Source organism: Lacticaseibacillus suihuaensis (genome assembly GCF_054785075.1).
This window is the reverse complement of record NZ_BAAGBJ010000017.1, coordinates 17,402-41,179: the sequence shown is the minus strand read 5'-3', so window position 1 is coordinate 41,179 and position 23,778 is coordinate 17,402. Positions and strand designations below refer to the sequence as shown.

Annotated in this window: 20 protein-coding genes; 7 read left to right on the top strand and 13 right to left on the bottom strand. The window is 65.0% G+C overall.

Annotated features, from left to right (window positions below):
* Nucleotides 1–330: 330 nt before the first annotated feature.
* Nucleotides 331–1,872: an ABC-F family ATP-binding cassette domain-containing protein gene (locus ACYVRZ_RS12040; protein ID WP_461227165.1), complete on the bottom strand. Its 1,542-nt coding sequence runs from the start codon at nt 1,870–1,872 to the stop codon at nt 331–333.
* 243 nt (nt 1,873–2,115) lie between these two features.
* On the opposite strand from ACYVRZ_RS12040, the gene ACYVRZ_RS12035 reads away from it, so the two are divergent.
* Both ACYVRZ_RS12035 and lepB read left to right on the top strand, forming a co-directional pair.
* Nucleotides 2,116–3,051 (top strand): ADP-ribosylglycohydrolase family protein, encoded by a 936-nt coding sequence (locus tag ACYVRZ_RS12035; RefSeq protein ID WP_461227163.1) that lies wholly within the window; start codon nt 2,116–2,118, stop codon nt 3,049–3,051.
* A gap of 72 nt (nt 3,052–3,123) precedes the next feature.
* Nucleotides 3,124–3,735, top strand: coding sequence for a signal peptidase I (lepB, locus tag ACYVRZ_RS12030; protein ID WP_461227161.1), 612 nt, complete (start codon nt 3,124–3,126; stop codon nt 3,733–3,735).
* 118 nt (nt 3,736–3,853) lie between these two features.
* On the opposite strand, the gene ACYVRZ_RS12025 is transcribed toward lepB, so the two are convergent.
* The 3 genes from ACYVRZ_RS12025 to ACYVRZ_RS12015 all read right to left on the bottom strand — a co-directional run bounded on the left by ACYVRZ_RS12025 (nt 3,854) and on the right by ACYVRZ_RS12015 (nt 6,335).
* Nucleotides 3,854–4,600: a DUF975 family protein gene (locus tag ACYVRZ_RS12025; protein ID WP_461227159.1), complete on the bottom strand. Its 747-nt coding sequence runs from the start codon at nt 4,598–4,600 to the stop codon at nt 3,854–3,856.
* Nucleotides 4,601–4,610: 10 nt separating this feature from the next.
* Complete coding sequence (locus ACYVRZ_RS12020; RefSeq protein ID WP_461227157.1) at nt 4,611–5,375, bottom strand: glycosyltransferase family 2 protein; 765 nt, start codon at nt 5,373–5,375, stop codon at nt 4,611–4,613.
* A 183-nt stretch (nt 5,376–5,558) separates the two neighbouring features.
* On the bottom strand, nt 5,559–6,335 hold the full coding sequence (locus ACYVRZ_RS12015; protein ID WP_461227155.1) for a DeoR/GlpR family DNA-binding transcription regulator: 777 nt from the start codon (nt 6,333–6,335) through the stop codon (nt 5,559–5,561).
* Between the two features lie 401 nt (nt 6,336–6,736).
* Between ACYVRZ_RS12015 and ACYVRZ_RS12010 the strand changes: the two genes are divergently transcribed.
* On the top strand, nt 6,737–7,450 hold the full coding sequence (locus tag ACYVRZ_RS12010; protein ID WP_461227153.1) for a hydrolase: 714 nt from the start codon (nt 6,737–6,739) through the stop codon (nt 7,448–7,450).
* A 104-nt stretch (nt 7,451–7,554) separates the two neighbouring features.
* Here the strand turns inward: ACYVRZ_RS12010 and ACYVRZ_RS12005 are convergent, their stop codons facing one another.
* The 5 genes from ACYVRZ_RS12005 to ACYVRZ_RS11985 all read right to left on the bottom strand — a co-directional run bounded on the left by ACYVRZ_RS12005 (nt 7,555) and on the right by ACYVRZ_RS11985 (nt 10,917).
* Nucleotides 7,555–7,971: a hypothetical protein gene (locus ACYVRZ_RS12005; RefSeq protein WP_461227151.1), complete on the bottom strand. Its 417-nt coding sequence runs from the start codon at nt 7,969–7,971 to the stop codon at nt 7,555–7,557.
* A 188-nt stretch (nt 7,972–8,159) separates the two neighbouring features.
* Nucleotides 8,160–8,495 carry a GIY-YIG nuclease family protein gene (locus ACYVRZ_RS12000; protein ID WP_461227149.1) on the bottom strand — a complete coding sequence of 112 codons (336 nt, stop codon included), beginning with the start codon at nt 8,493–8,495 and terminating at the stop codon, nt 8,160–8,162.
* The gene (locus ACYVRZ_RS11995) at nt 8,496–9,191 is read right to left on the bottom strand and encodes a DUF2087 domain-containing protein (RefSeq protein ID WP_461227147.1); all 696 of its coding nucleotides are present in this window, start codon (nt 9,189–9,191) and stop codon (nt 8,496–8,498) included.
* Between the two features lie 615 nt (nt 9,192–9,806).
* The gene (locus ACYVRZ_RS11990) at nt 9,807–10,589 is read right to left on the bottom strand and encodes a DUF1129 domain-containing protein (RefSeq protein WP_461227145.1); all 783 of its coding nucleotides are present in this window, start codon (nt 10,587–10,589) and stop codon (nt 9,807–9,809) included.
* Complete coding sequence (locus ACYVRZ_RS11985) at nt 10,582–10,917, bottom strand: PadR family transcriptional regulator (RefSeq protein ID WP_461227143.1); 336 nt, start codon at nt 10,915–10,917, stop codon at nt 10,582–10,584. The genes ACYVRZ_RS11990 and ACYVRZ_RS11985 overlap by 8 nt, the downstream gene beginning before the upstream one ends.
* Before the next feature lie 321 nt (nt 10,918–11,238).
* Between ACYVRZ_RS11985 and ACYVRZ_RS11980 the strand changes: the two genes are divergently transcribed.
* Nucleotides 11,239–12,087, top strand: coding sequence for an NAD(P)H-binding protein (locus ACYVRZ_RS11980; RefSeq protein WP_461227141.1), 849 nt, complete (start codon nt 11,239–11,241; stop codon nt 12,085–12,087).
* Nucleotides 12,088–12,225: 138 nt separating this feature from the next.
* Entirely contained in the window at nt 12,226–12,669 is a 444-nt protein-coding gene (locus ACYVRZ_RS11975) for an Rrf2 family transcriptional regulator (protein WP_461227139.1), read from the top strand.
* Nucleotides 12,670–13,022: 353 nt separating this feature from the next.
* On the opposite strand, the gene ACYVRZ_RS11970 is transcribed toward ACYVRZ_RS11975, so the two are convergent.
* From ACYVRZ_RS11970 to ACYVRZ_RS11960, 3 genes are all read right to left on the bottom strand, one after another.
* Nucleotides 13,023–13,733 (bottom strand): NAD(P)H-binding protein, encoded by a 711-nt coding sequence (locus tag ACYVRZ_RS11970; RefSeq protein WP_461227137.1) that lies wholly within the window; start codon nt 13,731–13,733, stop codon nt 13,023–13,025.
* Nucleotides 13,734–13,746: 13 nt separating this feature from the next.
* The gene (locus tag ACYVRZ_RS11965) at nt 13,747–14,475 is read right to left on the bottom strand and encodes a nitroreductase family protein (RefSeq protein WP_461227135.1); all 729 of its coding nucleotides are present in this window, start codon (nt 14,473–14,475) and stop codon (nt 13,747–13,749) included.
* Nucleotides 14,476–14,552: 77 nt separating this feature from the next.
* Nucleotides 14,553–14,867, bottom strand: a complete 315-nt coding sequence (locus ACYVRZ_RS11960) for a DMT family transporter (protein WP_461227133.1) — start codon at nt 14,865–14,867, stop codon at nt 14,553–14,555.
* Nucleotides 14,868–15,389: 522 nt separating this feature from the next.
* Here ACYVRZ_RS11960 and pepF point away from each other — a divergent pair.
* The gene (gene pepF / locus ACYVRZ_RS11955; protein ID WP_461227131.1) at nt 15,390–17,189 is read left to right on the top strand and encodes an oligoendopeptidase F; all 1,800 of its coding nucleotides are present in this window, start codon (nt 15,390–15,392) and stop codon (nt 17,187–17,189) included.
* A 524-nt stretch (nt 17,190–17,713) separates the two neighbouring features.
* Nucleotides 17,714–18,592, top strand: coding sequence for an NAD(P)-dependent oxidoreductase (locus tag ACYVRZ_RS11950; RefSeq protein ID WP_461227129.1), 879 nt, complete (start codon nt 17,714–17,716; stop codon nt 18,590–18,592).
* Nucleotides 18,593–18,887: 295 nt separating this feature from the next.
* On the opposite strand, the gene ACYVRZ_RS11945 is transcribed toward ACYVRZ_RS11950, so the two are convergent.
* Nucleotides 18,888–23,732, bottom strand: a complete 4,845-nt coding sequence (locus tag ACYVRZ_RS11945) for a mucin-binding protein (protein ID WP_461227127.1) — start codon at nt 23,730–23,732, stop codon at nt 18,888–18,890.
* Nucleotides 23,733–23,778 lie beyond the last annotated feature (46 nt).

Genomic DNA, 23,778 nt, shown 5'->3' with positions numbered 1-23,778 from the left:
GCCCCCTTTTCTTATGTATCCATCAAAACTCACGCAGTATAAGCTACCGGTGCGACATCACGTGTCACGGCCGCGACCGATTGTTCAGCCGATGAACCACAGGCGACCGCATCCGCCGGTTCCTGGCGGTGACCGCCGACCATGCCGCTGCGGCCAGGCGGTCCCGGTCGTCCCGACCGCAATGAGACGTCCCGCGGTGGGTTCGGGCGATGCGTCGACCTCGAGTGCGACCACCGGCGACGTTGGCCGCCATCCCCGGCCTCGATCACCGCCGACACGACAAAGCCCCGCCGAGACGCAGCGGTCTCGGCGGGGCTATCGGTGGTTGAATCAGCGGCGCAGGTTTTCGATGTTGATCTGGGTGTCGACCCAGCTGTCGTCGTAAAAACCGGTTTCGTGCGACACCAGCACCACGGCGCCGGGGTAGCTTCTCAGCGCGTCTTGCAAGGCGCGTTTGGTGTCGTCATCCAGGTGGTTGGTCGGCTCGTCCATGATCAAGATGTTGCTCGGCGTCAGCATCAGGTCGGCGAGCTTGACCTTGCTTTGTTCACCACCAGACAACATCTGCAGCGGCTTGTCCATTTCCTCTTGGGTCAAGGCGGTTCGCGCCAGCACTTGGCGCAGCGGCCGCTGGCTCAAGGCCGGGTACTTGCCCATCAAGTACTGCAGCGGCGTCTGCTTGGGAATCGCCCAGTCCAGCTCCTGCTCGAAGTAGCCGAAGACCACGTTGTCGGCGATGGCGACGTCGCCGCCCAAAGCCGGCAGCTGGCCCAAAATGGTTTTGAGCAGGGTCGACTTGCCGATACCGTTGAACCCGGACAGCGCGATCACCTCGTCTTTGGCAATCGAGAAGTTGATCGGGGCGAGCAGCGGCTGGTCGTAGCCGACGACTAGGTCGTTGACGTACACCAGCACCTGGCGCTGCACCTCCTGGTAAGGAAAGGCGAGGTGAGCATGGGCCCGGTTGCCCGGCGGGGTCAAGCGTTCAAGATGCGCCAGCTGCTTTTCGCGGGACCTCGCGGCGGTGGAGCGGGTGCCGGCCTTGAAGCGCCGAATGAAGGCCTCCTGCTTTTGAATCTGGGCCTGCTGCTTGGCGTAGGCCTTCATGTAGGTCTCGTGGTCGGCCTCTTTTTGGCGCATCGCCTGGTGCAGGCTGCCGGTGTACTTGGTGATCTGGCCGAACTCGATGTCAAGAATCGCGTTGGTCACGTTCTCGAGAAAATCGTAGTCGTGCGAGATCACGATGAACGCGCCTTCGAAGCTTTGCAGCCAGTCGGTCAGCCAGGCGATGTGGCTGACGTCCAAGTAGTTGGTCGGCTCGTCGAGCAGCAGCATGTCCGGCTTCTCCAGCAACAGCTTGGCCAAAATGATCTTGGACCGCTGGCCGCCGGAAAGCGCGTCGACCGGGTGATCCAGGCCGATGGCGTCGAGCCCCAGCCCGGTCGCCACCGTGTCGATCTTGGTGTCGATGTCGTAGAACTCGGCGGCCTCCAGCTCCTCTTGGATAGTGCCGGCTTTGGTCAGCAGCTCGTCGTCCGGGTTCTGGGCGTAGTCGGCGTAGATCTGGTTCATCTTGGCCTCTTTGGTGTAAAGCGCGGCGAAGGCCGTGTGCAGGAATTCACCCACGGTCTGACCTGGGTGCAGGTTCACATACTGGTCCAGGTAGCCGATGTGCAGGTGCTTTTGCCACACCACCTTGCCGGCGTCCGGCTCGAGGCCGCCGGTCAAAATCTTGATCAGCGTGCTTTTACCCACGCCGTTTTGGCCGACCACCCCGAGGTGATCCGCCTGGTTGACTTGAAAGCTGGCGTCCTGGTAAAGCTGCTTGTCTAAGAACCGCTGCGACAAGCCAGTCACGGTCAAAACACTCATGGTTGGGGGTCCTCCTTCAGAAATTGGCGCGGCCGTCTCGCGCGTATTTTCAATCCATTTTCAGAAAAAAACGTCATACTACCCTACCACACTTCATTGTGACTTTGCAATCAAGCAGATTCTTTGCCGAAGCGCCGTGCGGGTCGGATAATGAAGGCACGGGGCTTCCCCCCAAGCTTACGCGCGACGCGACCGGTGAGACAAGCGCCGCGCCTTGCCCATTATCGAAAGGAGTTCCTGCACATGTCTTTGATCGATTCGCGCCTGACCCACAGCATCATCGGGGCGGCGCTTGGTTCCGCCCTCGGGCTGCCGATTGACGGCAGCCCGGCCAACGACGCGACGCGCGAGCCGCTGCTCGGCCTGATCCCCTCGCCCAGCGGCCCCACCGGCGCCTACAGCAACGACACCGCGCTGACCCAGGCCGGGCTGGCGGCCCTCTCCACCGGCTTTGCCCCCGCGGGGCTGATGCAGGAGTACCGGCAATGGGCGCAAACCGGCGCCTACGCAGCCTACCCGACGGCGCCGCGCCACACCTGGCCGGCCACGGCGGCGGTCCTCGGGCACCGCACCCCGGCGGCACCGAATGCGGATCCCGGCGCCTTGCTGCGCAGCCTGCCGCTCGGCTTCTTCCTGCGCCACCAGTTCGGGGCCGACTGGCTGCAAAACCCTACCGCCACCGGCGAGCTGGCCGCCTTCGTCGATTTGACCAACCCCGGGCTCGCCAACCGCATCGCGACCACGCTGTACCTGCAGGCGGTCACCGCGCTTTTGGGCGACGCGCCGCTGGCAACCGCGCTTGACGCCGCTTTGGACGCGACGTTGACCTACTACCAAGGCGAGCCGGCCGCCTTGGACTTCGCGCTGCTCGGCGGCCTGGACCTGCCGCAAGCCAAGACGCTGGCGGCGAGCCCGGCCACGCCGCGCAACGTGCTGGCCGTCGCCTGGTACAGCCTGCAGGCAACCGCCGACTTCGCCCCGGCGGTCCTGACCGCGGCCAACTTCGGCAACGCCAGCGCCGCCTACGCGCTGCTCGCCGGCGGCCTGGCGGGGCTGTCCTACGGCTACCTGCGCATCCCCCACCGCTGGTGCCTGCTTTTGACCAAGTACGGCGCCATTGTGCAGCGGGTCCAGGTGGCCGAGCGGTCCGGATTCTTCGCCGCAAGCGCGGCCGACTGACGCCGGTGCTTTTTGCCACCCCCTTCCCCCGGTTGTGTTATGATAGGTGAAACAAGTTTGGGAAGGTGTCTCATGGCTAAGCAAAAACCCGAAAAAGAGGAAAGCCTCCTTCGCAGCGTCATCGAATTCGTCGTGCTGATCGTCGTCGTGGTCCTGGCCACCCAGCTTCTGACGCGCTTTGTCGTCAGCAAAGACGTCGTGCAGGGCAATTCGATGCAACCGACGCTTGAAGACGGCGACCGTCTGTACTCGCTGCGGCACAAATCTGTTTCGCGCAACGACATCGTGGTGATCGACGCCCCCGACGCGCCGGGCGAGCTGTACATTAAGCGCGTCATCGGCATGCCCGGCGACACCGTCCAGGTCAAAAACGAGAAGCTCTACATCAACGGCAAGCAGCAAAAGCAGCCGTACCTGAAGCAGGCCTTCATGACCGCGGAGATCAAAACCGAGGCGGCCAAGGCCGACCGCGACCCGTCGACCATTCCCTTCACCTACAACTTCAGCCTCAAGACGCTGACCTCGACCAAACGCGCAACCGTTCCAAAAAACAGCTACTTCGTGATGGGCGACAACCGGTTGATCTCCCACGACGGCCGCGACTTCGGTTTCATCAAGAAGGACAAGGTTCAGTCCGTGGTGGTCTGGCGCTACTGGCCGCTGACCAAGATGACCATTTATTAATCTCGAATACAATAAAAATGCTCGCTCCCACAAATTTGTGCGGGGCGAGCATTTTTGTTGTATTCCGGTTGCATCGCTAGTCTTGCGATGCCTGTGGCTAGTCTTGCGATGCCTGTGGCTAGTCCTGCGATGCCTGCCGCTGGTCGTGCAGCGCCGTCAGGTTGTCGTAGTAGCCGGCCTTGACCAGCTGCAGGTACGGGTCGATCAACAGGTCGAAGAGGTGGCAGGTCACGGTCTCCAGAATCTGCCAGCCGATCAGCGTGAGCTCCAGCACGAAGTAATCGAACTTGTGGCCCCGCATCAGCAGCCAGGAGTCGCCCAGCGCGGCTAGGAAGCTGTAGTGATCGTTTTTTTCACGCCCGTCGTACAGGGTGAAGAAGGCCATGCGCAGCCCGTAAGCCAGCACGATGCCGGGAATCACCAGCAGCGAGAAGCCCAGGCCGATCAGCAGCAACGACGTGATCCACACCGCCAAAACGCCGAAGAAGTAGCGGCTGTTGAAGGTGCGAAACACCGCGCGGCCGGCGGCGAACCCTTTTTGGCCGCGGGTCACATCAAGCGCCGTGAAGGCCACGGCCTGGGTGAACCACAGGGACACCAGCCCCTCAAAGAGGTTCTCGGCCAGCGTGTCGCCGGAGTTGGCCGCGTAGTAATCCGCGAAGTTCTGCGGGTTGTAGGCGATGTTGGCCACCCCGAACTTCGTCACGCTTTCAAACAGGGTCCAGTAGGCCAAAATAGCGAACACCACCGTGATCAGCCACGGAATTAGGTTGGCCACGGCCAGGTCGCGAAACACCGTGCCGTCGTGAAGTTGCCGATGCGCCCGGCGCTTGATCTCGCGCCGCGAAAGAATTGTCACTGCCATTGTCTCTCCTTTAATCCTGCTGCTGCGCCGGCGCCTGGCCCTTGGCCGCGCGAAGCGTCTGGTTGATGCGGTGCAGTACCGTCAACTGCTGGGGCAACGACCCGACCAGCCCGTAAGTCCGGGTCGCCGAATCCGCACGAATCACGTGGTGGTAGCCGGGCCGCCCGCGGTAGAAAAAGCGATCGGTTTGCACGGCGTATTCGACGCAAAACAGCTCGTCTTCCATCAGCGCGAGCGACTCGTCGAACCTCAAGTGAGCCGCCTCGATTACGCTGCGCCGGAAAATCTTGTTCCACAGGTAGCCGCGAACCTGCCCGGCCGGCGCCAGCATCCCGTTGATGAACTGCTTGCGCGTCAGCGGCCGGTCCTGCAGGTGTCGCGCGGCCAGCTGGCGCTTTTTGCCGTCGTCGAGGTAAAACGGGCTGGTCACCAGGTCGTAAGGCCCGGCCTCAAGCGCGGCCACCAGCGCGGCCACCGCATGCGGCGCCAGCCAGTCGTCGCCATCGGCAAAGCCGACGTAGGTGCCGGTCGCCACGGCCAGGGCAGCGTTGCGAGCCGCCGACACGCCGCCGTTGACCGGCTGGTACAGCGCGTGAATCCGCGCATCCTGCGCCGCGTAACGCGCAATGACGTCACGCGAGCCGTCGGTCGAGCAGTCGTCGACCAAAATCAGCTCAAGCGCGTGGTAATCCTGCGCGACCAGGCTGCTCAGGCAGCGGTCCAGGTAGGGCTCGAGATTATAAATCGGCACAATCACCGACACCTTAGGCTGCACATCGCCACCCACTTTCTTCCTATTAGGTTCACTATAACAGCCGCCTGTGGTCGGCACAACTGCCGGGTCGGGAAACAACCGTCGCGGCCAGGCCGGTCGCCGAGCCAAGCCAAGCCAAGCGCCGACCCAACGCACGACCTCACGCAACCCGCCCCAAGCCCCGGCGCCGCGCTGCCCGGACCGCTAACTGCGCCTTGCTTCGCCCTCTGCGTTCAGCAGCTGCGTCTTTGGGGCGAACCAGCGACTTTCCGCCGGGGTCAAGGCGCGATCGGTGATCAAGGTGTCGATGGCCGTCAGTGGGAAGCCGCGGTACGGCGCCTGAATCTGGAACTTCTGGGTCTCGGAGACCACGACCACCTGCCGGGCGGCAGTGGCTAGGGTCGCCTTGACCTCGGCGTCGTCGGCGTATGGGAAGTAGACGCCGTCTTGGGCGATCGCGGTGGCCCCGATGAACGCGGCGTCAAAGGCGATGCGCGACAGCAGGTCGAGGCTGCGCGGCTCGAAGAAAAAGCGCCCGTGGTGGTTGAGCTTGCCGCCGAGAACGCGCAGCGTCACGTCGCTTTTGACCGACAGCGCGATTGCGTTGTCCAGCGAGTGCGTGTAGACGGTGACGCTGTCGGTCAGGCTTTGCGACAGCTTGAGCAAGGTGGTCGAGTCGTCGATGAAGTAGACGCCGCCGGGCTTGATCAGCGCCGCGGCCCGGGCGGCCATCGCCGTTTTGGCCTCGGAAAAAAGCTTCAGCCGCTCGGAGTAGCTCGGCACCGTATGGCCGAACGTCAACGAGACGATGCCGCCGCGGGTGCGGCGTCCGGCCCCGGCCGCGGCCAGCGCCACAATGTCGCGCCGGGCGGTGTCGCGCGACACGCCGACGGCCGCCATCACGTCCTCGATGCTCAGCTCCTTGCGCTCGGCAAGCAGCCGCTTAATCTCGGAAAAACGCTTCTCTCGGTACATGGTCAACTCGTATCCCTCCCGCAATAATTCCTTCTCATTATACATTTTTTTGGCCCGAGCCGCCGGCGAACGCGCCGAACTGTCGCCTTGTGCCGGGTTAATCTGCCCTAAATTCGGCCGCTTTTTTCCCGTCGGTGGGGCGAGCCTTTCAAAAATCGGCGTAAATTACAAATTCCGGCCCATTTTTCATGAAAATTCGGCTGTTCCCGCTTACAGAAAAATTTCAGGCCCGTTATATTACGAAGACGTAACATTATGTCAAAAATTCTAAATTTTGTAAACACACTGGCATTGTGGTGACACACCGCCTCGATATACTGCAGTCAGTTACAGGGGGAACCTTAACAAAAATAGGAGTGATTTCTATCAAAACCTCAAAAGCCAATATAATCGCCATCGTGATCACAATGGCATTCGGCGCGGCCTTCGCCGTTTACGCCGGGATTCAGCCCGTCGAAGCGATCGAACAGCCGACCGCCACGGCGTACAAACTCGAAGCCTCTAACAACACACCTGCCGCCTCCCAGACGGCAGAAAAGCTCGTCACCGTTCAGACCATCGCGGCCAAGCCACACGCCATCACCTTCAAGGTCGGCGTCAACCCGTACGCGGTCGCCGAAGAGAAGCGCGAGGCAGCGGCCAAGGCTGCAGCCAAGAAGAAGGCCGAAGAAGCCGCCGCTAAGAAGAAGGCGGATGCCGCCAAGAAGGCAGCGGCTGCTAAGGCCGCTGCCGCGAAGAAGGCCGCACTCGTCGCGGCCGCCAAAAAGGCCGCTGCCGCCAAGGCCGCCGCGGCTCGCAGCGCCGCAAGCACCGCCACTGCGACGCAGACCAGCTACACCACCGCCAGCACCGGCCGCTCCGCAGGCACGTTCCGCGTGACCTTCTACGATCCGGCCGTCCTCGGTTCCAGCATGGGTTACGGCGGCATCGCCGCCAACCTCTCCGTGCTGCCCCGCGGCACCCGCGTCAAGATCCAGATGTCCAACGGTCAGACGCTGTACCGCACGGTCAACGACACCGGTGGTTTCGCCGCCGGCAACCCGCACCAAATCGACGTCGCGATGCCGAACAGCCAGATTCCTTCGGCCGGCGTCCTCAGCGCGGTTGTCACCATCCTGTAAATCAATTGCATCCATGCATGACAAAGCCCCGAGCCGCATCAGCGGTTCGGGGCTTTGTCATGCCGGCGGGGTCTCAGTGCTGGTGATGCCACGACGCAGCGGCGTCACTGGGGAGCGGCGACCGGCGGCAGCCGCCAGGTAAGGTTTCGGCCGTAGACGACCTGCCAGCCGGCGGCCACTAAGGCTTCCGCGGCGGTCGCGGTCGCCAGTCCGGCCGCACCGTCGCCGGCACCGCCACTGCCACACCGCGCCGCCACACCGCCGCCACGCCCTTGTTGCCCAGCCGCCACCGGTAAGCCCGATGACACCGGCGCCGCATCAACCGGGCCGCGCATGGCGACCACCGCCACCGGCCAGGTCGCACCCGCGGCCACCGCCGCGGGGTCGTCCGCAAACACGGGAATCGCACACAGCGCGTGAACCTGCGCCATCACTTGCGCGGCGGTCATCGCCGCCCCCTCGAACACGCGGCCGGTGCCGGCGGCGTTGGTGGCCAGAAATATCAGTTGTGCCTTGGTCATTCGCTCATCTCCCTTATACAGGTAAGACAACAATTTTGACCAAAAGCGCTAGAGGGCCAGGCAGATTTTTACAAAAAATCGGGCGTCGTCAGCAAGATCCTGCGGCGTCTTGAACAGGCGGCGACGTGGTAGCCGCCGGCCGTGGCGTGATCCGCGCGTGGGGCAGCCGAGCCGGCTTTCCGACGACCCTAGCGGTGGTACTCCGGCTTGACCTTGGCCGTCCACTCGGCGGTCAGGTCCTTGAGCGTCGACCTCATGTTCACGACGTCATCGGTTTTGGCGTACCACAGCACCGAGTAGGCGAAGGCGGCCGGCCCCATCGCGTCCCAGTCGGCCTGCAGCTGCGTGTCGTGGTAGGCGCCGCGGTTCAAGTTCAGCTTGTAGTAGGTCCAGCGATTCTTGATGTTCGGTACCGCCGCGATGAAGCGGCGATGGTTGACGGTGTTTTCAATCTGAATCACGCCGTACTCGACCGGCGCCAGTTTGTAGGCCTGGCGCAGCGCCTTTTTCGCTTCCGTGTTCATTCAGTTCATCCTCCAGTAATCGCGGCCATCCGGCGTTCGCGCCAAGAAGCCGTAGTCGACCAGGTAGCGCGTTAGGCTCAGGTGATCGGGATTAATTGCCTGCAAAATGGTTCGCACCGCCTGACCGTCGTAGTGGCGAGCAAAGGTGAATTCCTCGCTCACCCGTAGGCACAGGCAGACTCGCGCCTTCTCCGCTCGCGGCCAGGTCACCGCTAGCCCGGTGTCGAACCGCGCATACTTGGCCAGTACCTGGGCCAGGTCGGCTTCGGTGATGCCAAGCGCCGCGGCGGGTTCGGGCACCGGCACCAGCGTGTCTGCGGCCGCCGGCTCCCCGAACACCGCGTCAAACTGCGCGAGGTACAGCCGCGCTTGGGCCGCTTTTTGGCGGAACGTGAACTTCTGGTGCCGCACCGTGCCGGCCGCCAGCCCCAGTGTCGCGGCCACCGCCTTGTCGCTGGTGCCGCCGGCAAACGCGAGCAAAAGCGCCTGCTGGGTCGCCGTCAGCGTGTTGGCGCGAGCTTCGGCCGCCAAGACGGCCTGCAAGGCGCCACCGTGAGCCGCCGCGACATGCGCGGCCATCGCGCGTTCCCCGGTGGTGGTCCAAGGCGCCGTCTGTTCGCAGGCATTGCAGGTCAGCTGGCGGCCGTTGCGGTGGTAGCCGCGCCGCCAGTCTTCGGTTGTGTAAGCTGTGATCATGTCGCACCTCCTCCGGCTAGATTACGCGTGTTTACGAATTTTGTAAACACATTTCGAACAGCAGACGCCAAAAAAGCCGTCGCAACCCAAAAGTTGCGGCGGCCGCGCCGAAGCCACCGGACTCACACTGTCCGGTGGCCTTGGCCTGATTCGGTTAGGATTCCGTCTTCGTCTCATCAGCTTCGTGTTTCGGTGGTGCGATTGGTACAACCACCGGCCTGATCGGAGCCGCAGCTGCCTCGCATTGCGAGTAGGTCCCGATGTGGTGCGACCAGTGGGTGGAGGTCCGGTGCCCTGGTTTCCCCTCCTAAGTTGAAGGGGTTGCACTAAAGCTCTCGAGTTTAAAGTCGTGTGGCAATACACTGCGACTTGGCATAGGTTGGGTACTAGAGGCGCTTGCGCTCCGGATCGTTCCCCTATGCAGTAGAGGTGCAGGCGCTGCGGCCACAGCGCCATCCCCGCACTTGATAATCATCGCAGTCATCTTAACACCAGACCAATTTGTCGTCAATGATTGTGGCTCGCGGGCGCAAGCCAGCGCTGGAAACGCTGATCCGACGCGGTTCAGACGCGCGACGTCGCCGAAAATATTGCGCGTTTTTGGACCACGCCGCCTCACGACCGGTCCTTGGCCTGCCACTTGGTCGGCCAAAGCCGGTCACCGCCGCGGATCAGCAGGGTCAGCCCAACCACCAGCAGCGGAATCAGGAGTCGCCCCCACCAGCCGGGCAAGGTCCCCAGCGCATCCGCCGCGGGGTAGGCGAACAGCGTGGCCAGCACCGCGACAATCACCGCGAACACCCAGGAGTGCAACCCCAGCCAGATGGCAAAACCGCACAAAAGCGCCGCCAACCCGAAGCCGGCAGCGACGCTGAACCAGGCCGGCACCGCGACCACGCCGAAGCGCGGGAAGGCATCCGTCAGCGGCAGCAGCACCAGCTGGACGGCCAGCAGAATTGTCAAAAACGAGGACCGGACCTTTTTGCGCGTGAAGGTGCGGCGGCGGTGAAAGGCCGTGACCACCAGAATCGCCAGCGGCAGCAGCAGCGCCAGCACCGCCAGCGACCCCAGCGGCACCCGGGCCGGATCCAGGATGATGGCCCGCCACCCATCCAAGGCGAAGCACACGGCCCAGGCCACAATCCCCAGCACCACCCAACCGCGCCGGCTGCGGTGCGGCAGGTTGGCCACGATGTCGTCGCCGATGGCCTGCGGGTCGCGGCCAAAGTAGTCCGCGGCACCGATACCGTCGTGCTGGGCCTGAAGCAGGTCCTGGTGAATCTCCGCCAGCGTCGAATCGGCCGCCACGCCGTCGACCCCGATCGCGTCGGTCACGTAGGCCGCTAGCCGGTCGTAGTAGTCCTGATTGCGCGGCAGCAAAGTCTCCGTCTCACTCATGGTTCTCCTCCTTCAGCCTGGCCATCGCCGCGGCCAGCTGTGCCCAATCCGCCGAAAATGCCGCAAGCGCATGCTCCCCAGCCGGCAGCAGGTGGTAGTACTTGCGCGGCGGTCCCCCGTTCGGCGAGGCCAAGCGCCGCCCCTCGATCTGCTTGGCGTGTTCGAGCTTGAGCAACAGCGGGTAGATGGTCCCGTCGGCCACCTCACCGAACCCCGCCTCGACCAGAGCCTGGTGAATCTCGTAGGCGTAGGTCTCGCGCGTCGCAATCACCTGCAGCAACGCGCCTTCCAGCGTCCCCTTCAACAGCTGCGTCGGCAGTCTGCGCATGTCCTCACCTCCACTATTTTGCACTGCAAGGATAAGGCAGGTCGACTAGCTTGTCAAGCAAGGAAGTTGAAAAATGCGCAAGTCGGTGCGATGCGGCACCGGGCACAGGTGCTACCGGACTGGAGCTACGCGGCGCCGGGCCGGGCGAGGCGGTTTCGGACCTGGACTGAGCGGCGCTGAGCTGATGCAATGCGCTTTAGACTGGGCTCGTGATGCCGGGCCAGTGACGCGTGGCCGGTTGGGGCTTGACACCGGCCGCCTTGCTGTTACAATAAATGTTGCAAGTTACTTTTAAAGTAACATCAAAAAGGAGATCCGCTTATGACAACTTACGCATTAACCGGCGCCACCGGCCACTTCGGCCAGACCGCCGCGCAAACTCTGGTCAACCTGGTCGGTGCCGATCACGTGGTGGCACTGGCTCGCAACGTCGAACGGGCCACGGCACTGCTGCCGGCCGGCGTCACCGTTCGGCCCGGCGACTACACCGACCGGGCTCAGCTCACCGCCAGCCTGCAAGGCGTCGACCGGCTGCTTTTCATCTCCAGCCAGCCCGGCGCCGCCGTGCCGCGGCTGACGCAGCACGAAAACGTCGTGGCCGCCGCCAAGGCCGCCGGCGTCGGCTTCATCGCCTACACCAGCTTTCCTCACGCCGACACCGCCACGACGCCGCTGGCCGCAGACCACGCCGCCACCGAACAAGCGATTGCCGCATCCGGGCTCGCCCACGCCTTCCTACGCAACAACTGGTACCTGGAAAACGAATCGCACCAGCTGAAGGCGGCCGCGGCCGGCAAGCCGTTCGTCTACGCCGGCGGTGACGGCCTGGTCGGCTGGGCCCTCGAAAGCGACTACGCCGAGGCCGCGGCCCGGGTCCTGGTTGACCCGGCGCCACGGGCCATCTACGAGTTTGCCGGGGCCCCGCACACCTACGCCGAGCTAGCGGCGGCCGTGCCGGGCGACTTCCAAGTCTCGTCTTTGACCGCCGAGGAATACGCGGCCGGGCTGCGCCAGGCCGGCATGAGCGACGCCAACGTGGCCGTGATGGGCATGCTGCAGGCGCTGATTCGCGACAACCAACTGGCCGAAACCACTACCGACCTGCCGACGGTGCTGGGCCGACCGCTGACACCGCTGGCCGCCACGGTGCAAACCGTGCTGGGCAAGTAGCACAGCGCCGAATTGCACCGAAACACACCGGATTGCCTCGGAACGCACCGGCCCCGCCCTGGCCGCCGGTGACCGGCCCCGCCCTGACCGCCGGTGACCGGCTGCGTTATGATGAACTGAGCAACCCAAGGAGCGATTATGAAATTCTCACACAAACTCAGCGATGGCGTTCACATTCTGGCCTACATCACGCTTTTTGAAGGCGGTGACCTGTCTAGTGCCGCCATCGCCGCCAGCATCGAAAGCAACCCCAGCCTGGTGCGGCGCCTGATGGCCGCCTTGGTGCAGGCCGGCCTGATTCAAAGCCAGCCCGGCACCGCCAAGCCGACGCTCGGCCGCCCGGCCAGCGAGATCACGCTTTTGGCCATCTACCGGGCCTTGGAAGGCGACCGCCGCCTGCTGCACGTCGACGACAAAACCAACCCGCGCTGCCCGGTCGGCGGCAACATTCAGGCCACCCTGGACGCGGCCTACCAGACGGTTCAAAACGCGGCGGAAACCGCGATGGCCGGCATCACCCTGGCCCAGCTGACCGAGGACATCGCAACCCGGGCCAAGGCCGCCGGGCAGCTGCCGGGCTAGCCAGCCACCATTGAAGATAATAGGCTCAGGCATAGACAAGCCGGCGCGATTGCAGTCGCACCAGCTCCCCACCCGGCTGAACACCGCGGTGGCCAGGGCACTAATTTGAACAAACGTTATAGTCGCGTCAATATTCCGTGAGGACACTGGGACGCGGCTATTCGTTTGCCCTTTTTCAGTGCTGCAACACCGAGCGGCCACAGCGGTGAACCGCCAACGCTGCCGTATCAGCCAGGGCCCTGCGTTGCAGCTGACCACGCCGCCGCAAAAGGCTCACCGCCGGCATCGGCCATTTTCCAGCATTCCAAAAACGGCCGGCCCCGTCACGCAGACAGGGCTGGCCGTTCAATTGGTCACAGGTTGGCAATCGCCGCGGCGATCGGCGTCGCGCCGGCATGCATCGGAATCACGCGGCCGATGGTGTTGGCGGCGCGAACCAGCGCCGCTAGCACCGCCGCCACGTCGGCCACCGCGTTGGACCCCGCCTCATCCGCGAAGGTGACGCGCCCGGTGGCCGCGTCGTCGGTCAACCCGCCGGCCTGCAAAATGGTGTAGGCCAGACCGCTGCGGGTCAAGAACAGGTCGGCGTAGTGCTTGGCGATGTAGTAATCGCGCAGGCTCTGAATGCCGGGTGCCGCCCAGCGGGTCCGGTCCAGCGAAAAAATCGTGCTGAGCATCACGTACCGCGCCACCCCGGCCTGCTCAGCGGCCTGCATGGTCTGAATCGCGCCATCCAGGTCCGTGCCGATCAGGTCGGCGCCGCGGGACCCGGCGGTGAAAATCACGGCGTCGACGCCAGCCATCGCCTGGGCCAGCGTCGCCACCGGCGCGTGAAGGTCCAAAGCAAGCGGCGTCAGGGTCCCGCGACCCGCGGCGGCCGGGCTTTCCGCAGCCGAAGCGGCTGGAACCGGCGAAGGCGCAACGCCATCGCCAACTGCCGCCCCGCCGCCGGTCAGCCGCTCCGGGTGCCGCGCCGCGGCCACCACGTCGTCACCTTGGGCCACCAGCTGCTCGCACAGCGCCTGGCCGACGCGGCCGGTGGCGCCAATTACAAGAATCTTCATGTCATTAATCTCCTTATGCTTGCGGCAGGGTGAAGCCCTGAGCCGCCAGAATGGCGCCGATTTCGTCGCGGTGCTGAAGCGCCGCGGTCAGGTGCCGTTGCACCAGGCCGGTGAAGCTTTCCTGCCGGGCCCCGGCGCTGCGGTTGGCGTAGTAGTTCGCCACCGTGGCGTCGTAATCCGCCGCGGCGGCCGCATCGAAGGCCGGATAGCCGTTCTCACCCACCGTCAGCTGCCGCGGCAAGCGCGGCTTGGGCTCCGGGTCCTCCGCCGGCACCCCGACCATCAGGCCCAGCAGCGGGAAGGTGTAGCGCGGCAGGTGCAACAGGTCGATCATGCGCCGCGGGTCGTTCAAAATGCTGCCGAGAAACACGCCGCCCAGCCCCGACCGCTCGGCCGCGGCCAGCACGTTTTGCGCCGCCAGGGTCGCGTCGAAGCACCCGGCTAAAAAAGCGTTCCAGTTGGTGAAGTGATGCACGTCGCTTGCGGCCGGGACCAGCGCGATGTCTCTGGCGCAGTCGACCACGAAGATGAAGAGCTCGCCGCCGCGTTCGTGCAACACGGCGCTGCCGGAAACGGCCGCGATCTGCTCGCACAACGCGACATCGGTGACGCGAATCAGCGTGAAGGACTGAAGAAACTCGCTGGAGGCGGTGGCCCGGGCCACGTCCTCCAGCGCTTGGTAGGCGATCGGCTCCGGCTTGAAGCGCCGGATGCTGCGGTGATTCAGGGCAATTCTATCCATAACAACCTCCCAATCGGTGATAAGCGTAACTTAGCACGGTCAAAACCGGACGGCAACCCGCCTCGGGCCGTTTTTGTTCAGCTTGTCACCTTAATGCCGATGATGGCCACCACCAGCAGGACGACGAAGCCCCAGGTCGCCGGGCTGAGCCGATCGCCCAGGAAAATCACGCCGACCACCACGCTGCCGACCGCGCCGATGCCGGTCCAGACCGGGTAGGCGAGGCTCATCGGCAGCCGCCGCGTCGCCTCCGCCAGCCCCCAGAAGCTGACCAGCATCCCCACAACCGTCAAGGCGGCAAACCCCAGCCGGGTGAAACCGGCGGAGAGCTTCAGGCACGTCGCCCATACCACCTCAAACACCCCCGCCAACACCAGATAAAACCAAGCCATATTCAACACGCTCCTAAAAAAAACACACCGCGCCGACATCCCATTGGCCTGAGGATGTCGACGCGGTGCCTGCCCGGCGGCAGAAGAATTACCTTGGGGCCAAGGTTACCACACCCTGGCGGCGGTGGCCAGATTAAAATTTCAATCATCACCGGCCGGCATCGATTGGCTAATTCTCAGCGAGCGATTCACTGATGGCCGCCACACCCGGTCCCATCATCACTCGATTGATAACGCCCGGCCGCTATCACGCAATTGATGGCCGGCCACAAGTCCTGCGCTGCCGGCGGCGGCCAGGCGCCGGTGCCGCGCGGTTTGGGAATGCGAGCGACGGCCGGTGCGACGCGCCTCGGGCAACGAACGGCGACTGGGCCGCGCATCTCGGGCGGCGGCCGGCGCTGCGCCATTTTGCGCTGTGAGCGACGGCCGGCACCGCGCAACGCGGGAAGCGAGCCGCAGTCGGGCCAACGCGCCGCCACTGTGGTAAAATTAAGCCACAATGAGAAGATGGAGATGAATCGCGTGGAACAATTACCGAAACGAGAAGAGGTCCCAACCGCACTGACCTGGGACCTGACCAAGATTTTTGCCACCGACGCCGACTGGGAGCAGGCGGCCGCCGCCGTCACCGCGCAAGGCACCGCGGCTGCGCAGCTGGAAGGCACCCTCGGCGCCAGCGCCGAGGCGCTGGCCGCCGGCATCACGCAGGTGCTTGACGTGCTGCGCAACCTGGAGAAGGTCTACGTCTACGCGTCGATGTCCTCCGACCAAGACACCGGCAACGCCCATTACCAAGGTTTCAACGCCCGAGCCGAGGCGCTGGCCGCCAAGATCGAGGCCCAAACCGCCTTCCTCGAACCCGAGATCCTGGCGATTCCGGCCGCGACCCTGGCCGGCTGGCAGGCCGAAAGCCCGGCGCTTGCGCCTTACCGCCACTTCATCGACGGCATCACCGCAGGCCGCGCCCATGTGCTGCCGAGCGCCCAGGAATCCCTGCTCGCCGCGGCCGGCGACGCAATGGGGGCCAGCCGCGCCGCCTTCAACGTGCTGAACAACTCCGACCTGAAGTTCGCAAGCGTCACAGACGACGCCGGCAACCAGCGCCAGCTGTCCAACGGGCTGTACGGCCAGCTGATCCGCTCGCTTCAACGCCCGGTTCGCAAGCAGGCCTTCCAGACGCTTTTCAAGTCATACGGCGACTTCAAAAACACGTTCGCGGCGACCTTGGCCGGCGAAACCAAGCGTCACAACTTCCAGGCCCAGGCGCATCACTACCCGGACGCCCGCTCGGCCGCAATGGCGCATAACCACATTCCGGCCGCCGTGTTCGACACGCTGGTTGAGCAGGTCAACGCCCACCTGCCGCTTTTGCACCGCTACGTCGTGCTGCGCAAGGAGCTGCTGGGCCTCGACGACCTGCACATGTACGACATGTACACCCCGCTGACCGGCGACGCGCCGCTGTCTTACACCTTCGAGCAGGCCAAGGCTGAGGCCAAAAAGGCCCTGGCGCCGCTCGGTCCGGATTACCTGAGCCACGTCCAGGCCATTTTTGACGGCCGCGACATCGACGTCGTGGAAAACCAGGGCAAGCGCTCCGGCGCTTACTCCGGCGGCTCCTACGACACCGCGCCTTACGAGCTGCTCAACTGGCAAGACAGCTTGGACGCCTTGTACACGCTGGTTCACGAAACCGGCCACAGCGTTCACTCCTGGTACACGCGCCACAACCAGCCGTACGTTTACGGCGACTACCCGATTTTTGTTGCGGAAATCGCCTCGACCAGCAACGAGAACCTGCTGACGGACTACTTCCTCAAGACCCAGACCGACCCGAAAATTCGCGCCTACATCCTGAATTTCTACCTGGACGGCTTCAAGGGTACCGTGTTCCGCCAGACCCAGTTCGCCGAGTTCGAGCATTGGATTCACACGCAAGACGCCGCCGGCCAGCCGCTGACCGCCGACGCGATGTCGGCCTTTTACGGCGACCTGAACGCGCGTTACTACGGGCCAGACGTCGCGCGTGACCCCGAGATCGCGCTGGAATGGGCGCGGATTCCGCACTTCTACATGGACTACTACGTCTACCAGTACGCGACGGGCTTCGCCGCCGCGTCGACGCTGGCCGCCCACATCAGCGCCGGCCAACCCGGCGCCGTCGACCGCTACCTGGGCTTTTTGAAGTCCGGCTCGTCGCAGTTCGCCATCGACACGATGAAAACCGCCGGCGTCGACATGACCCAGGCCGCCTACCTCGAGGACGCCTTCGCGGTGTTCGAGCAACGACTGAACGAGTTTGAAAAACTGATCAGAGCGTGACCCCGAGCGAATTTAGCAAACCGGCTAGCCTAGCACGGCCACTCGGGGCGGCACTTGGCCCCAAGTAGTCGTGCGTAGCTGGACGCGTTTGCGTTGCTCGGGGGAACGCGTTTAGAGCGTGACTCCCGGCGGGTATAGCGGGACGGGTAGCCTAGCGCTGGTGCTTGGGACCCGGGCTTGGTCCCGAGTGCCAGTGCGTAGCTAGCCGCTCCCGCGTTGCCGGGGGGAAACGCGTTTAGAGCGTGACTCCCGGCGGGTTTAGCGGGACGGGTAGCCTAGCGCTGGTGCTTGGGACCCGGGCTTGGTCCCGAGTGCCGGTGCGTAGCTAGCCGCTCCCGCGTTGCCGGGGGGAACGCGTTTAGAGCGTGACCCCGGCGGGTTTAGCGGGACGGGTAGCGTGAGGCTGGGCGTTGGGCCAGCACTTGGCCCGGCGACCGGCCTGAGCTAGCCGCTCCCGCGTTGCTCGGGGTGAGCGCGACCGCACTGAGTTGACATCACATCGCATTGCGAAGGGAGCAGACATCATGAGTCTTCAACAGCTCGGTTTCATCGGCACCGGTGTCATGGGCACCGGCATCATCCACAACCTTTTGAAGGCCGGCTACCCGGTCGTCGTGTTCAACCGCACCAAGGCCCACGCGCAGGCCGTGCTGGACGCCGGCGCGACCTGGGCCGCCACACCGCGCGAGGTGGCTGCGCAAAGCGCCGTCACCCTGTCGATGGTCGGGTTTCCGCAGGACGTTGAGCAGGTATACTTTGGCGACGACGGCATTTTGGCCGGCGCGAAAAAGGGCAGCACCGTGGTCGACATGACCACCAGCACCCCGAGCCTCGCCGAGCGCATCGCCAAGGCCGCCGCGGCGCAAGGCGTGACGGCGCTGGACGCCCCGGTGTCCGGCGGCGACGTCGGCGCCAAGAACGGGACGTTGACCATCATGATCGGCGGCGACGCGGCGGCCGTCGCGCTGCTGCGGCCGATTTTTGAGGCGGTCGGCCACGCGATCAACCACTTCGGCGGCCCGGGTCGCGGCCAGCACGCCAAAATGGCCAACCAGATCATGATTGCCGGCACGATGACCGGCCTGACCGAGATGCTGGTTTACGCCAAGGCGGCCGGGCTCGACCTGGCGCAGGTGCTGGCCACCGTCAGCGGCGGCTCCGGCGCCAACTGGAGCATGAGCAACTACGGGCCGCGCATCCTGGCCGACGACTACACCCCAGGCTTTTTCATCAAGCACTTCGTCAAGGACCTGGGCATCGCGCTGGACTCGGCGACCGCCATGGGCCTGGACCTGCCGGCGACGGCGACGGCGCGGCGGCTGTACCGGGCGATGGTCGACGCCGGCCAAGGCGACCTGGGCACGCAGGCGCTGATCCAAAGCTACCCGAGCTGGGGGAAGTAGGCGCGGTGGCCCGAGCCAGTTTTCGCCAACGCACCGCACCGGCGCGGCGCAATTTTTTAGATTAACCGTGGTCGGCCAAACGTTGCGTGACAGCGTTTGGCCGACCTTTTTGCGCAAAAAAACAGGTGCCACGCGTGGTGACACCTGTCGCGAGTACTTGGGGATTCAGCACCCATCTGGAGTGTGGGCCCGTGGGGGCGGACCCGCACGCCAGATGGGTGCCACGGCCGCCGCCAGACGTGCGGCGACCGCTTCCCCATCGCGCGTAATCCTGCAAGCGACTAGCTGACGCAGACTAGTCTTCTCGCCGGTCCTTGCGCGAACCGACCCCGGCGAGGCCGAGCAGTGCCAACAGGCCGAGCCCGGCGGCCGTCAAAGCCGCGTGAGGCGCCTCGCCGGTTTGCGGCAGCTGGCCGCTTGCGGCGTGGTCGGCGGCCAGCTGCGCGGCCGGCGTGGCGCCACCGGTCACCGGCAAAAGCGCCGGAGTCTGGGCGGTGCTGGTGCCGGTGGTGGCCACCAGGCGACCGGTGTTGCCGCCGGTCACCGGCAGGTTGGTCGGCTGCGCCGGCGTTTGGGTGCCGGTTGGCGTCGCCGTCCCGGTCGTGCTCGTGGTTCCGGTCGTCCCACCATCCGACGTCGTGCCCGTGGTCGGCGTAGTGTCGCCGGTTGGGGTCCGGTGGTCGTAGTAGGCGGCCTTGGTCACGCTGACCGGCGTCGGCACGGCGGTTTCGTGGATCACGCCACCGGCCACCATGCCCTGCTGCCGGGCGGCGTAGTAGGCCGCCGGCGTCACACTGAGGCCGCCGGTCACCTGAGTCCGGACCCGGACGCCGGCATCAAGCGCCGGCTGCGGGGTGGTGTGGTCGTAGTAATCGGCCTTGGTCACACTCAGCCCAGCCGGAACCTGGGTCCGGACGGCTACCCCACCGTCGACGCGACCGGGCTTGGTGTAATCATAGAAGTCCTCAGCCGATACACTCAAGCCGGCTGGAACCTGTGCTCGTACCCGGACACCGGCATCCAGCGCCGGTGCCTCTGTAGTGTTATCGTAGTAATCCGCAGGGGTCACGCTGACGCCTGCCGGAACCTGTGCTCGTACCCGGACACCGGCGTCAAGCGCCGGCACCGCCTCGGTGTTATCGTAGTAATCCGCAGGGGTCACGCTCACGCCTGCCGGAACCTGCGCTCGTACCCGGACACCAGCATCCAGCGCCGGTGCCGCCGTGGTGTTATCGTAGTAATCCGCAGGGGTCACGCTCACGCCGCCGGTCACTTGAGTCCGGACCCGGACGCCACCGGCCGCGTTGCCGTGGTCGCGCGTGTAGGTCACGGTCACCGTCGTGTTCTGCGGCTGACCGAGGCCGGCGCCTGGGTAGGCCGCGGCGATGGTCGTCTGATCCGGCGTGTAACCGGCGATGGTCGGCGAAGACTCCGGTGCGTAGACGCCTTGAGCCGTGTAAACGGTGGTGCCCTCGCCGTTGGTGCTGGTGCGGTAGGTGACCGTCTGCACGATTGGGGCCGCTAGCTGCTTGCCGTTATCATCGACGAAGACGATGGTGCGGGTGCTGGTCGCGGTGCCGTGAACCGGCGCGTTTTGGCTGTAAACATAGGTGTGGCTGCCGTCGTTCACCACGAACTCCTGCCACCAGGTGAAGACCTGGTCGAGCTTGCTCTGAACGCTGGCGAACTGGCCGACGGTGTCGGTGTTGAGGTCAAAATCCTGCCCCGCATCGATCATGATGCCGTCGTAGGCCAGCCCGATGCGGTCATCCGTGCTCATCGCGGCGAACGTCGAGGTCTTGAGGGCGATGCCCTGCCCATCGCGGCCGGTGTAGGCCGTGACGCGCTGGGTCGTGTAATCGACCACAATCGACAGCGCCGTGCCGGCCGGATCGACGATGGCCGGGGTGTTGACCACCTCTTTTTGCAGCGTGTAGCCGGCGACCTTGGCTGCGCCCGGCACGGTGCCGGCCACCAGCTCGGTGGTGGTGAAGGCGCGGTCGGCCGCAATCTGCTTGCCGTTCTCGTCGACGTAGCTGAAGGTCGCGCGGACCTTGTCGCCGGTCACCAGGTCGCCGGTGCCGGCCTCGGTGTCCAAAACGTAGACGTAGCTGTGGGTGCCGTTGCCGTCAAGGAAGGTCTGCCACCAGCTGTACACCGCGGCCAGCTTGCCGCCGGGGAACTGGCCGGCGGTGTCTTGCGCCATGTCGAAGCCCTGGCTCGGGTCGATCAGGATGCCGTTGAAGGCAAAGGCGGTGCGGTCGGTCGCGGTCAGGTTGGTGAAGGCCGTGGCCTTCATCAGCGTCCCCTGGCCGTCCCGGTCGCTGTACGCGCTGATCACCTGCTTGGCGTAATCGACCACGATGGACTGGGCGGTGCCGGCCGGATCAACGATGGCCGGGGTGTTGACCACCTCTTTTTGCAGCGTGTAGCCGGCGATGGTCGCGGCACCGGGCACGGTGCCCAGGGCCGTCTCGCTGACGGCGAGGACCTGCGTCGGGGCCAGGGTCTGGCCGTTGGCGTCGACGTAGGTGAAGTCGGCGCTGAGGTGCTGAGCCGCCGGCTGTGTCGCCGTGGCCGCCGTCTTGTAGACGTAGGTGTAGGTGGCGCCGCCGGCAATCACCTCGTGCCACCAGGCCGAGACGCTGTCGTGCTTGACCGTCGCGCTGGCAAAATGGGCCGTGCCGGCGGTTTCCATGTCCAGCGGCAGGGTCGGGTCGATCATGATGCCGTTGAACCCAAGCGACATCCGGAGATCGCCGTCAAGGTCGGCGAACGCCGTGGTCTTGAGCGCGGCGCCGGAGCCGTCGCGGCCCGCGAAGGCCGTGAGGGTCTGGGCGACGTAATCGACCACCACGGACTGGGCCGTGCCGGCCGCATCCTTGATCGGCGGCAGGTTGACGACCTCCTGCTGCACGACGTAGCCGGCCACAGTGGCCGCCGCCGGCACCGTGCCGAGGTTGGCCTGGGTGACGCTGATGGTGACCGGATCGGCGATGGTCGTCCCGGCGTCATCGGTGAAGTTGAACGTCGCCTGCGTCGCGTCCGGATCGGTCACCGGCGTCGTGGAGAGCGGCAGGTCCCCTTCGGCGTACACGTAGGTGAAGCTGAAGTGCTGCGCCACCATTTCGGCCCAGGTGTCGTGCATCGTCAGCTGCCGGGCGTTCAGGCTGACGAACTGGGCGATGCGGTCTTTTTCCATGTCAAAATCCTGGGTCGGGTCGATCATCAGGCCCTGGTAGGCGATGGCGACGCGCTGGGCCGCGGTGATAGCGCCGAAGCTGAGCTGCTTTTCGACGGCGCCGCTGCCGTCGCGGCCCGTGTATTGGGTATACGTCTGGCTAGCGTAATCGATCACAATCGACTGCACCGTGCCTTCGTCGTAGGTCTGCGGATCGAGGTTGACCACCTCTTTTTGCACCGTGTAGCCGGCGATGGTCGCCGCCCCCGGCACGACGCCGAGGTTCTGGTCGGTGACGGTCACGGTCGTTGCCGGCGCCAGCTGGTTGCCGGCGGCGTCTTGGAAGTTGAAGGCCGTGGTCACGACGTCGGATTGCGGCGTGGTGTCCGTCGCGTTTTTGCTGTAAACATAGCTGAAGGTCAGGCCCTCGGACTGAATCAGCCGCCAGACCTGGTTGATGTAGCTCAGCTTGTTGGCCGCGTTGTAGAAGGTGCCGACCGCATCGGCCCCCATGTCAAAATCCTGGGTCGGGTCGATCATGATGCCCTGGTAGGCGTCGCCGAGGCGTTCGGCCTGGTTGATGTCGGCGAACTTGGTCTGGGCCTGCACCGCACCGGTACCGTGAAGCCCGGCGTATTCGGTGTAGGTCTGATTGGCGTAATCCACCACGATGGACTGCACGGCATCGGTCGAGCCGGAAGCGGCCGGCGTGTCGATGACCTCTTGTTGCAGCGTGTAGCCCGGCACCACGGTGGCCCCGGGCACGACCCCGAGGGCTTGTGCATCGACGGTCAAAATGCGGCCGTTGCTCAGTGTTTCCCCTTGATCGGTCACATAGTGGAACGTGGTGCGAATGCGGTCAGCCTCGGGCGTGGTGTCCTGCGTGTTTTTGCTGTAAACATAGGCGCTTGAGCCACCGCCCAGCACGAAGGCCTGCCACCAGTCGGCGACCGCCGCGTCCTTGGTCGCCGCGGTGCTGCCGTCAGCCTGGGTGTCGACTTGCATGTCAAAATCGTGGCTCGGGTCGATCATCACGCCGTTGTTGGCCAAGGCCAGGCGAGCCGCGGCGTTGAGCGCGGTAAAGTCCTGCTGCTCAACGACGCTGCCGGTGCCGTTGTCCCCGGTGTATTCGGTGTAAGTCTGCTTGCCGTAATCGACCACAACGGAGTGGGTCTGCTTGTTCGGCTGCTCGCTGACGGGGATGTTGACCACCTCGCGCTCAAGCGTGTAGCCGGCGACGGTCGCCGCCCCCGGCACGACGCCGAGCTTGGCGGCGCTGACCGTCAGCACCCGGTCGCCCGTGACCGGGGCACCGGCCTCGTCGACGTAATCGAAAACAGCCGTGGTCTTCCCGTCGACGCTGGAAGCCGTCGCGTCGGTTGCGGTGTCCGTGGTCGCCGGCGCCGTGGCGGTTGGGGCGGCTGCGGTGGCAGTGGCAGCGGTGCTGGCAGCAGCGGTGGTGCTGGCGCTTGAGGCGCCGGCCGCGGCGGCCCGGGCGGCAGTGGTGCTGGCTGCGGCCGCGGGGCTGGTGGCGCGGCGGCTGACCGGAGCGGCCTGGTTGCCGGCCGCGATAGCGCGGTTGGCCGTCGCCGCGGCGGTGCCGGTCGCAGCGGTACCAGTCGCGGCTGCGTCACCGGTGGCCGTCGCGGTCTTGGCGCTGCCGGTGGTCGGGGCGGTGGTTGCCGTGGTCGGCGTCGGGTCGGTCGCGGTGGCGGCCTTGGTCGGGGCCGCGGTTTGCGACGACTTCAGGATTGCCGCGTGGTGGCTGGTAATGCTGTCGCCGGTAGCGGTGGTCGCAGCGTCTGTGCCTGCCGCCGCCTGAACCGGCGTCGCGGTGGCGCCGTACACGCCAAGGGCCGCGACGAAAATCCCCGCGGTCAGCCAGCGCTTGCCGGCCTTGTACAGCTTGATGTGTTCGGTCACTTCAGTGGTTTGAGACTTAATTTGACTAACCTTCATGATATCCTCCAGATGGATACGTCCGAAAAAAATTTCCCCCAAAACT

Bases quoted from the DNA above. Each gene is read 5' to 3' on its own strand.
- lepB (WP_461227161.1), top strand. From the start codon at position 3,124: ATGGCTAAGCAAAAACCCGAAAAAGAGGAAAGCCTCCTTCGCAGCGTC.
- ACYVRZ_RS11970 (WP_461227137.1), bottom strand. From the start codon at position 13,733: ATGAAGATTCTTGTAATTGGCGCCACCGGCCGCGTCGGCCAGGCGCTG.
- ACYVRZ_RS11945 (WP_461227127.1), bottom strand. From the start codon at position 23,732: ATGAAGGTTAGTCAAATTAAGTCTCAAACCACTGAAGTGACCGAACAC.
- ACYVRZ_RS11975 (WP_461227139.1), top strand. From the start codon at position 12,226: ATGAAATTCTCACACAAACTCAGCGATGGCGTTCACATTCTGGCCTAC.
- ACYVRZ_RS11995 (WP_461227147.1), bottom strand. From the start codon at position 9,191: ATGATCACAGCTTACACAACCGAAGACTGGCGGCGCGGCTACCACCGC.
- ACYVRZ_RS11960 (WP_461227133.1), bottom strand. From the start codon at position 14,867: ATGGCTTGGTTTTATCTGGTGTTGGCGGGGGTGTTTGAGGTGGTATGG.
- ACYVRZ_RS12010 (WP_461227153.1), top strand. From the start codon at position 6,737: ATGGCATTCGGCGCGGCCTTCGCCGTTTACGCCGGGATTCAGCCCGTC.
- ACYVRZ_RS12040 (WP_461227165.1), bottom strand. From the start codon at position 1,872: ATGAGTGTTTTGACCGTGACTGGCTTGTCGCAGCGGTTCTTAGACAAG.
- ACYVRZ_RS11985 (WP_461227143.1), bottom strand. From the start codon at position 10,917: ATGCGCAGACTGCCGACGCAGCTGTTGAAGGGGACGCTGGAAGGCGCG.
- ACYVRZ_RS11990 (WP_461227145.1), bottom strand. From the start codon at position 10,589: ATGAGTGAGACGGAGACTTTGCTGCCGCGCAATCAGGACTACTACGAC.
- ACYVRZ_RS12000 (WP_461227149.1), bottom strand. From the start codon at position 8,495: ATGAACACGGAAGCGAAAAAGGCGCTGCGCCAGGCCTACAAACTGGCG.
- ACYVRZ_RS11950 (WP_461227129.1), top strand. From the start codon at position 17,714: ATGAGTCTTCAACAGCTCGGTTTCATCGGCACCGGTGTCATGGGCACC.
- ACYVRZ_RS12025 (WP_461227159.1), bottom strand. From the start codon at position 4,600: ATGGCAGTGACAATTCTTTCGCGGCGCGAGATCAAGCGCCGGGCGCAT.
- ACYVRZ_RS12035 (WP_461227163.1), top strand. From the start codon at position 2,116: ATGTCTTTGATCGATTCGCGCCTGACCCACAGCATCATCGGGGCGGCG.
- ACYVRZ_RS12005 (WP_461227151.1), bottom strand. From the start codon at position 7,971: ATGACCAAGGCACAACTGATATTTCTGGCCACCAACGCCGCCGGCACC.
- ACYVRZ_RS11980 (WP_461227141.1), top strand. From the start codon at position 11,239: ATGACAACTTACGCATTAACCGGCGCCACCGGCCACTTCGGCCAGACC.
- ACYVRZ_RS11965 (WP_461227135.1), bottom strand. From the start codon at position 14,475: ATGGATAGAATTGCCCTGAATCACCGCAGCATCCGGCGCTTCAAGCCG.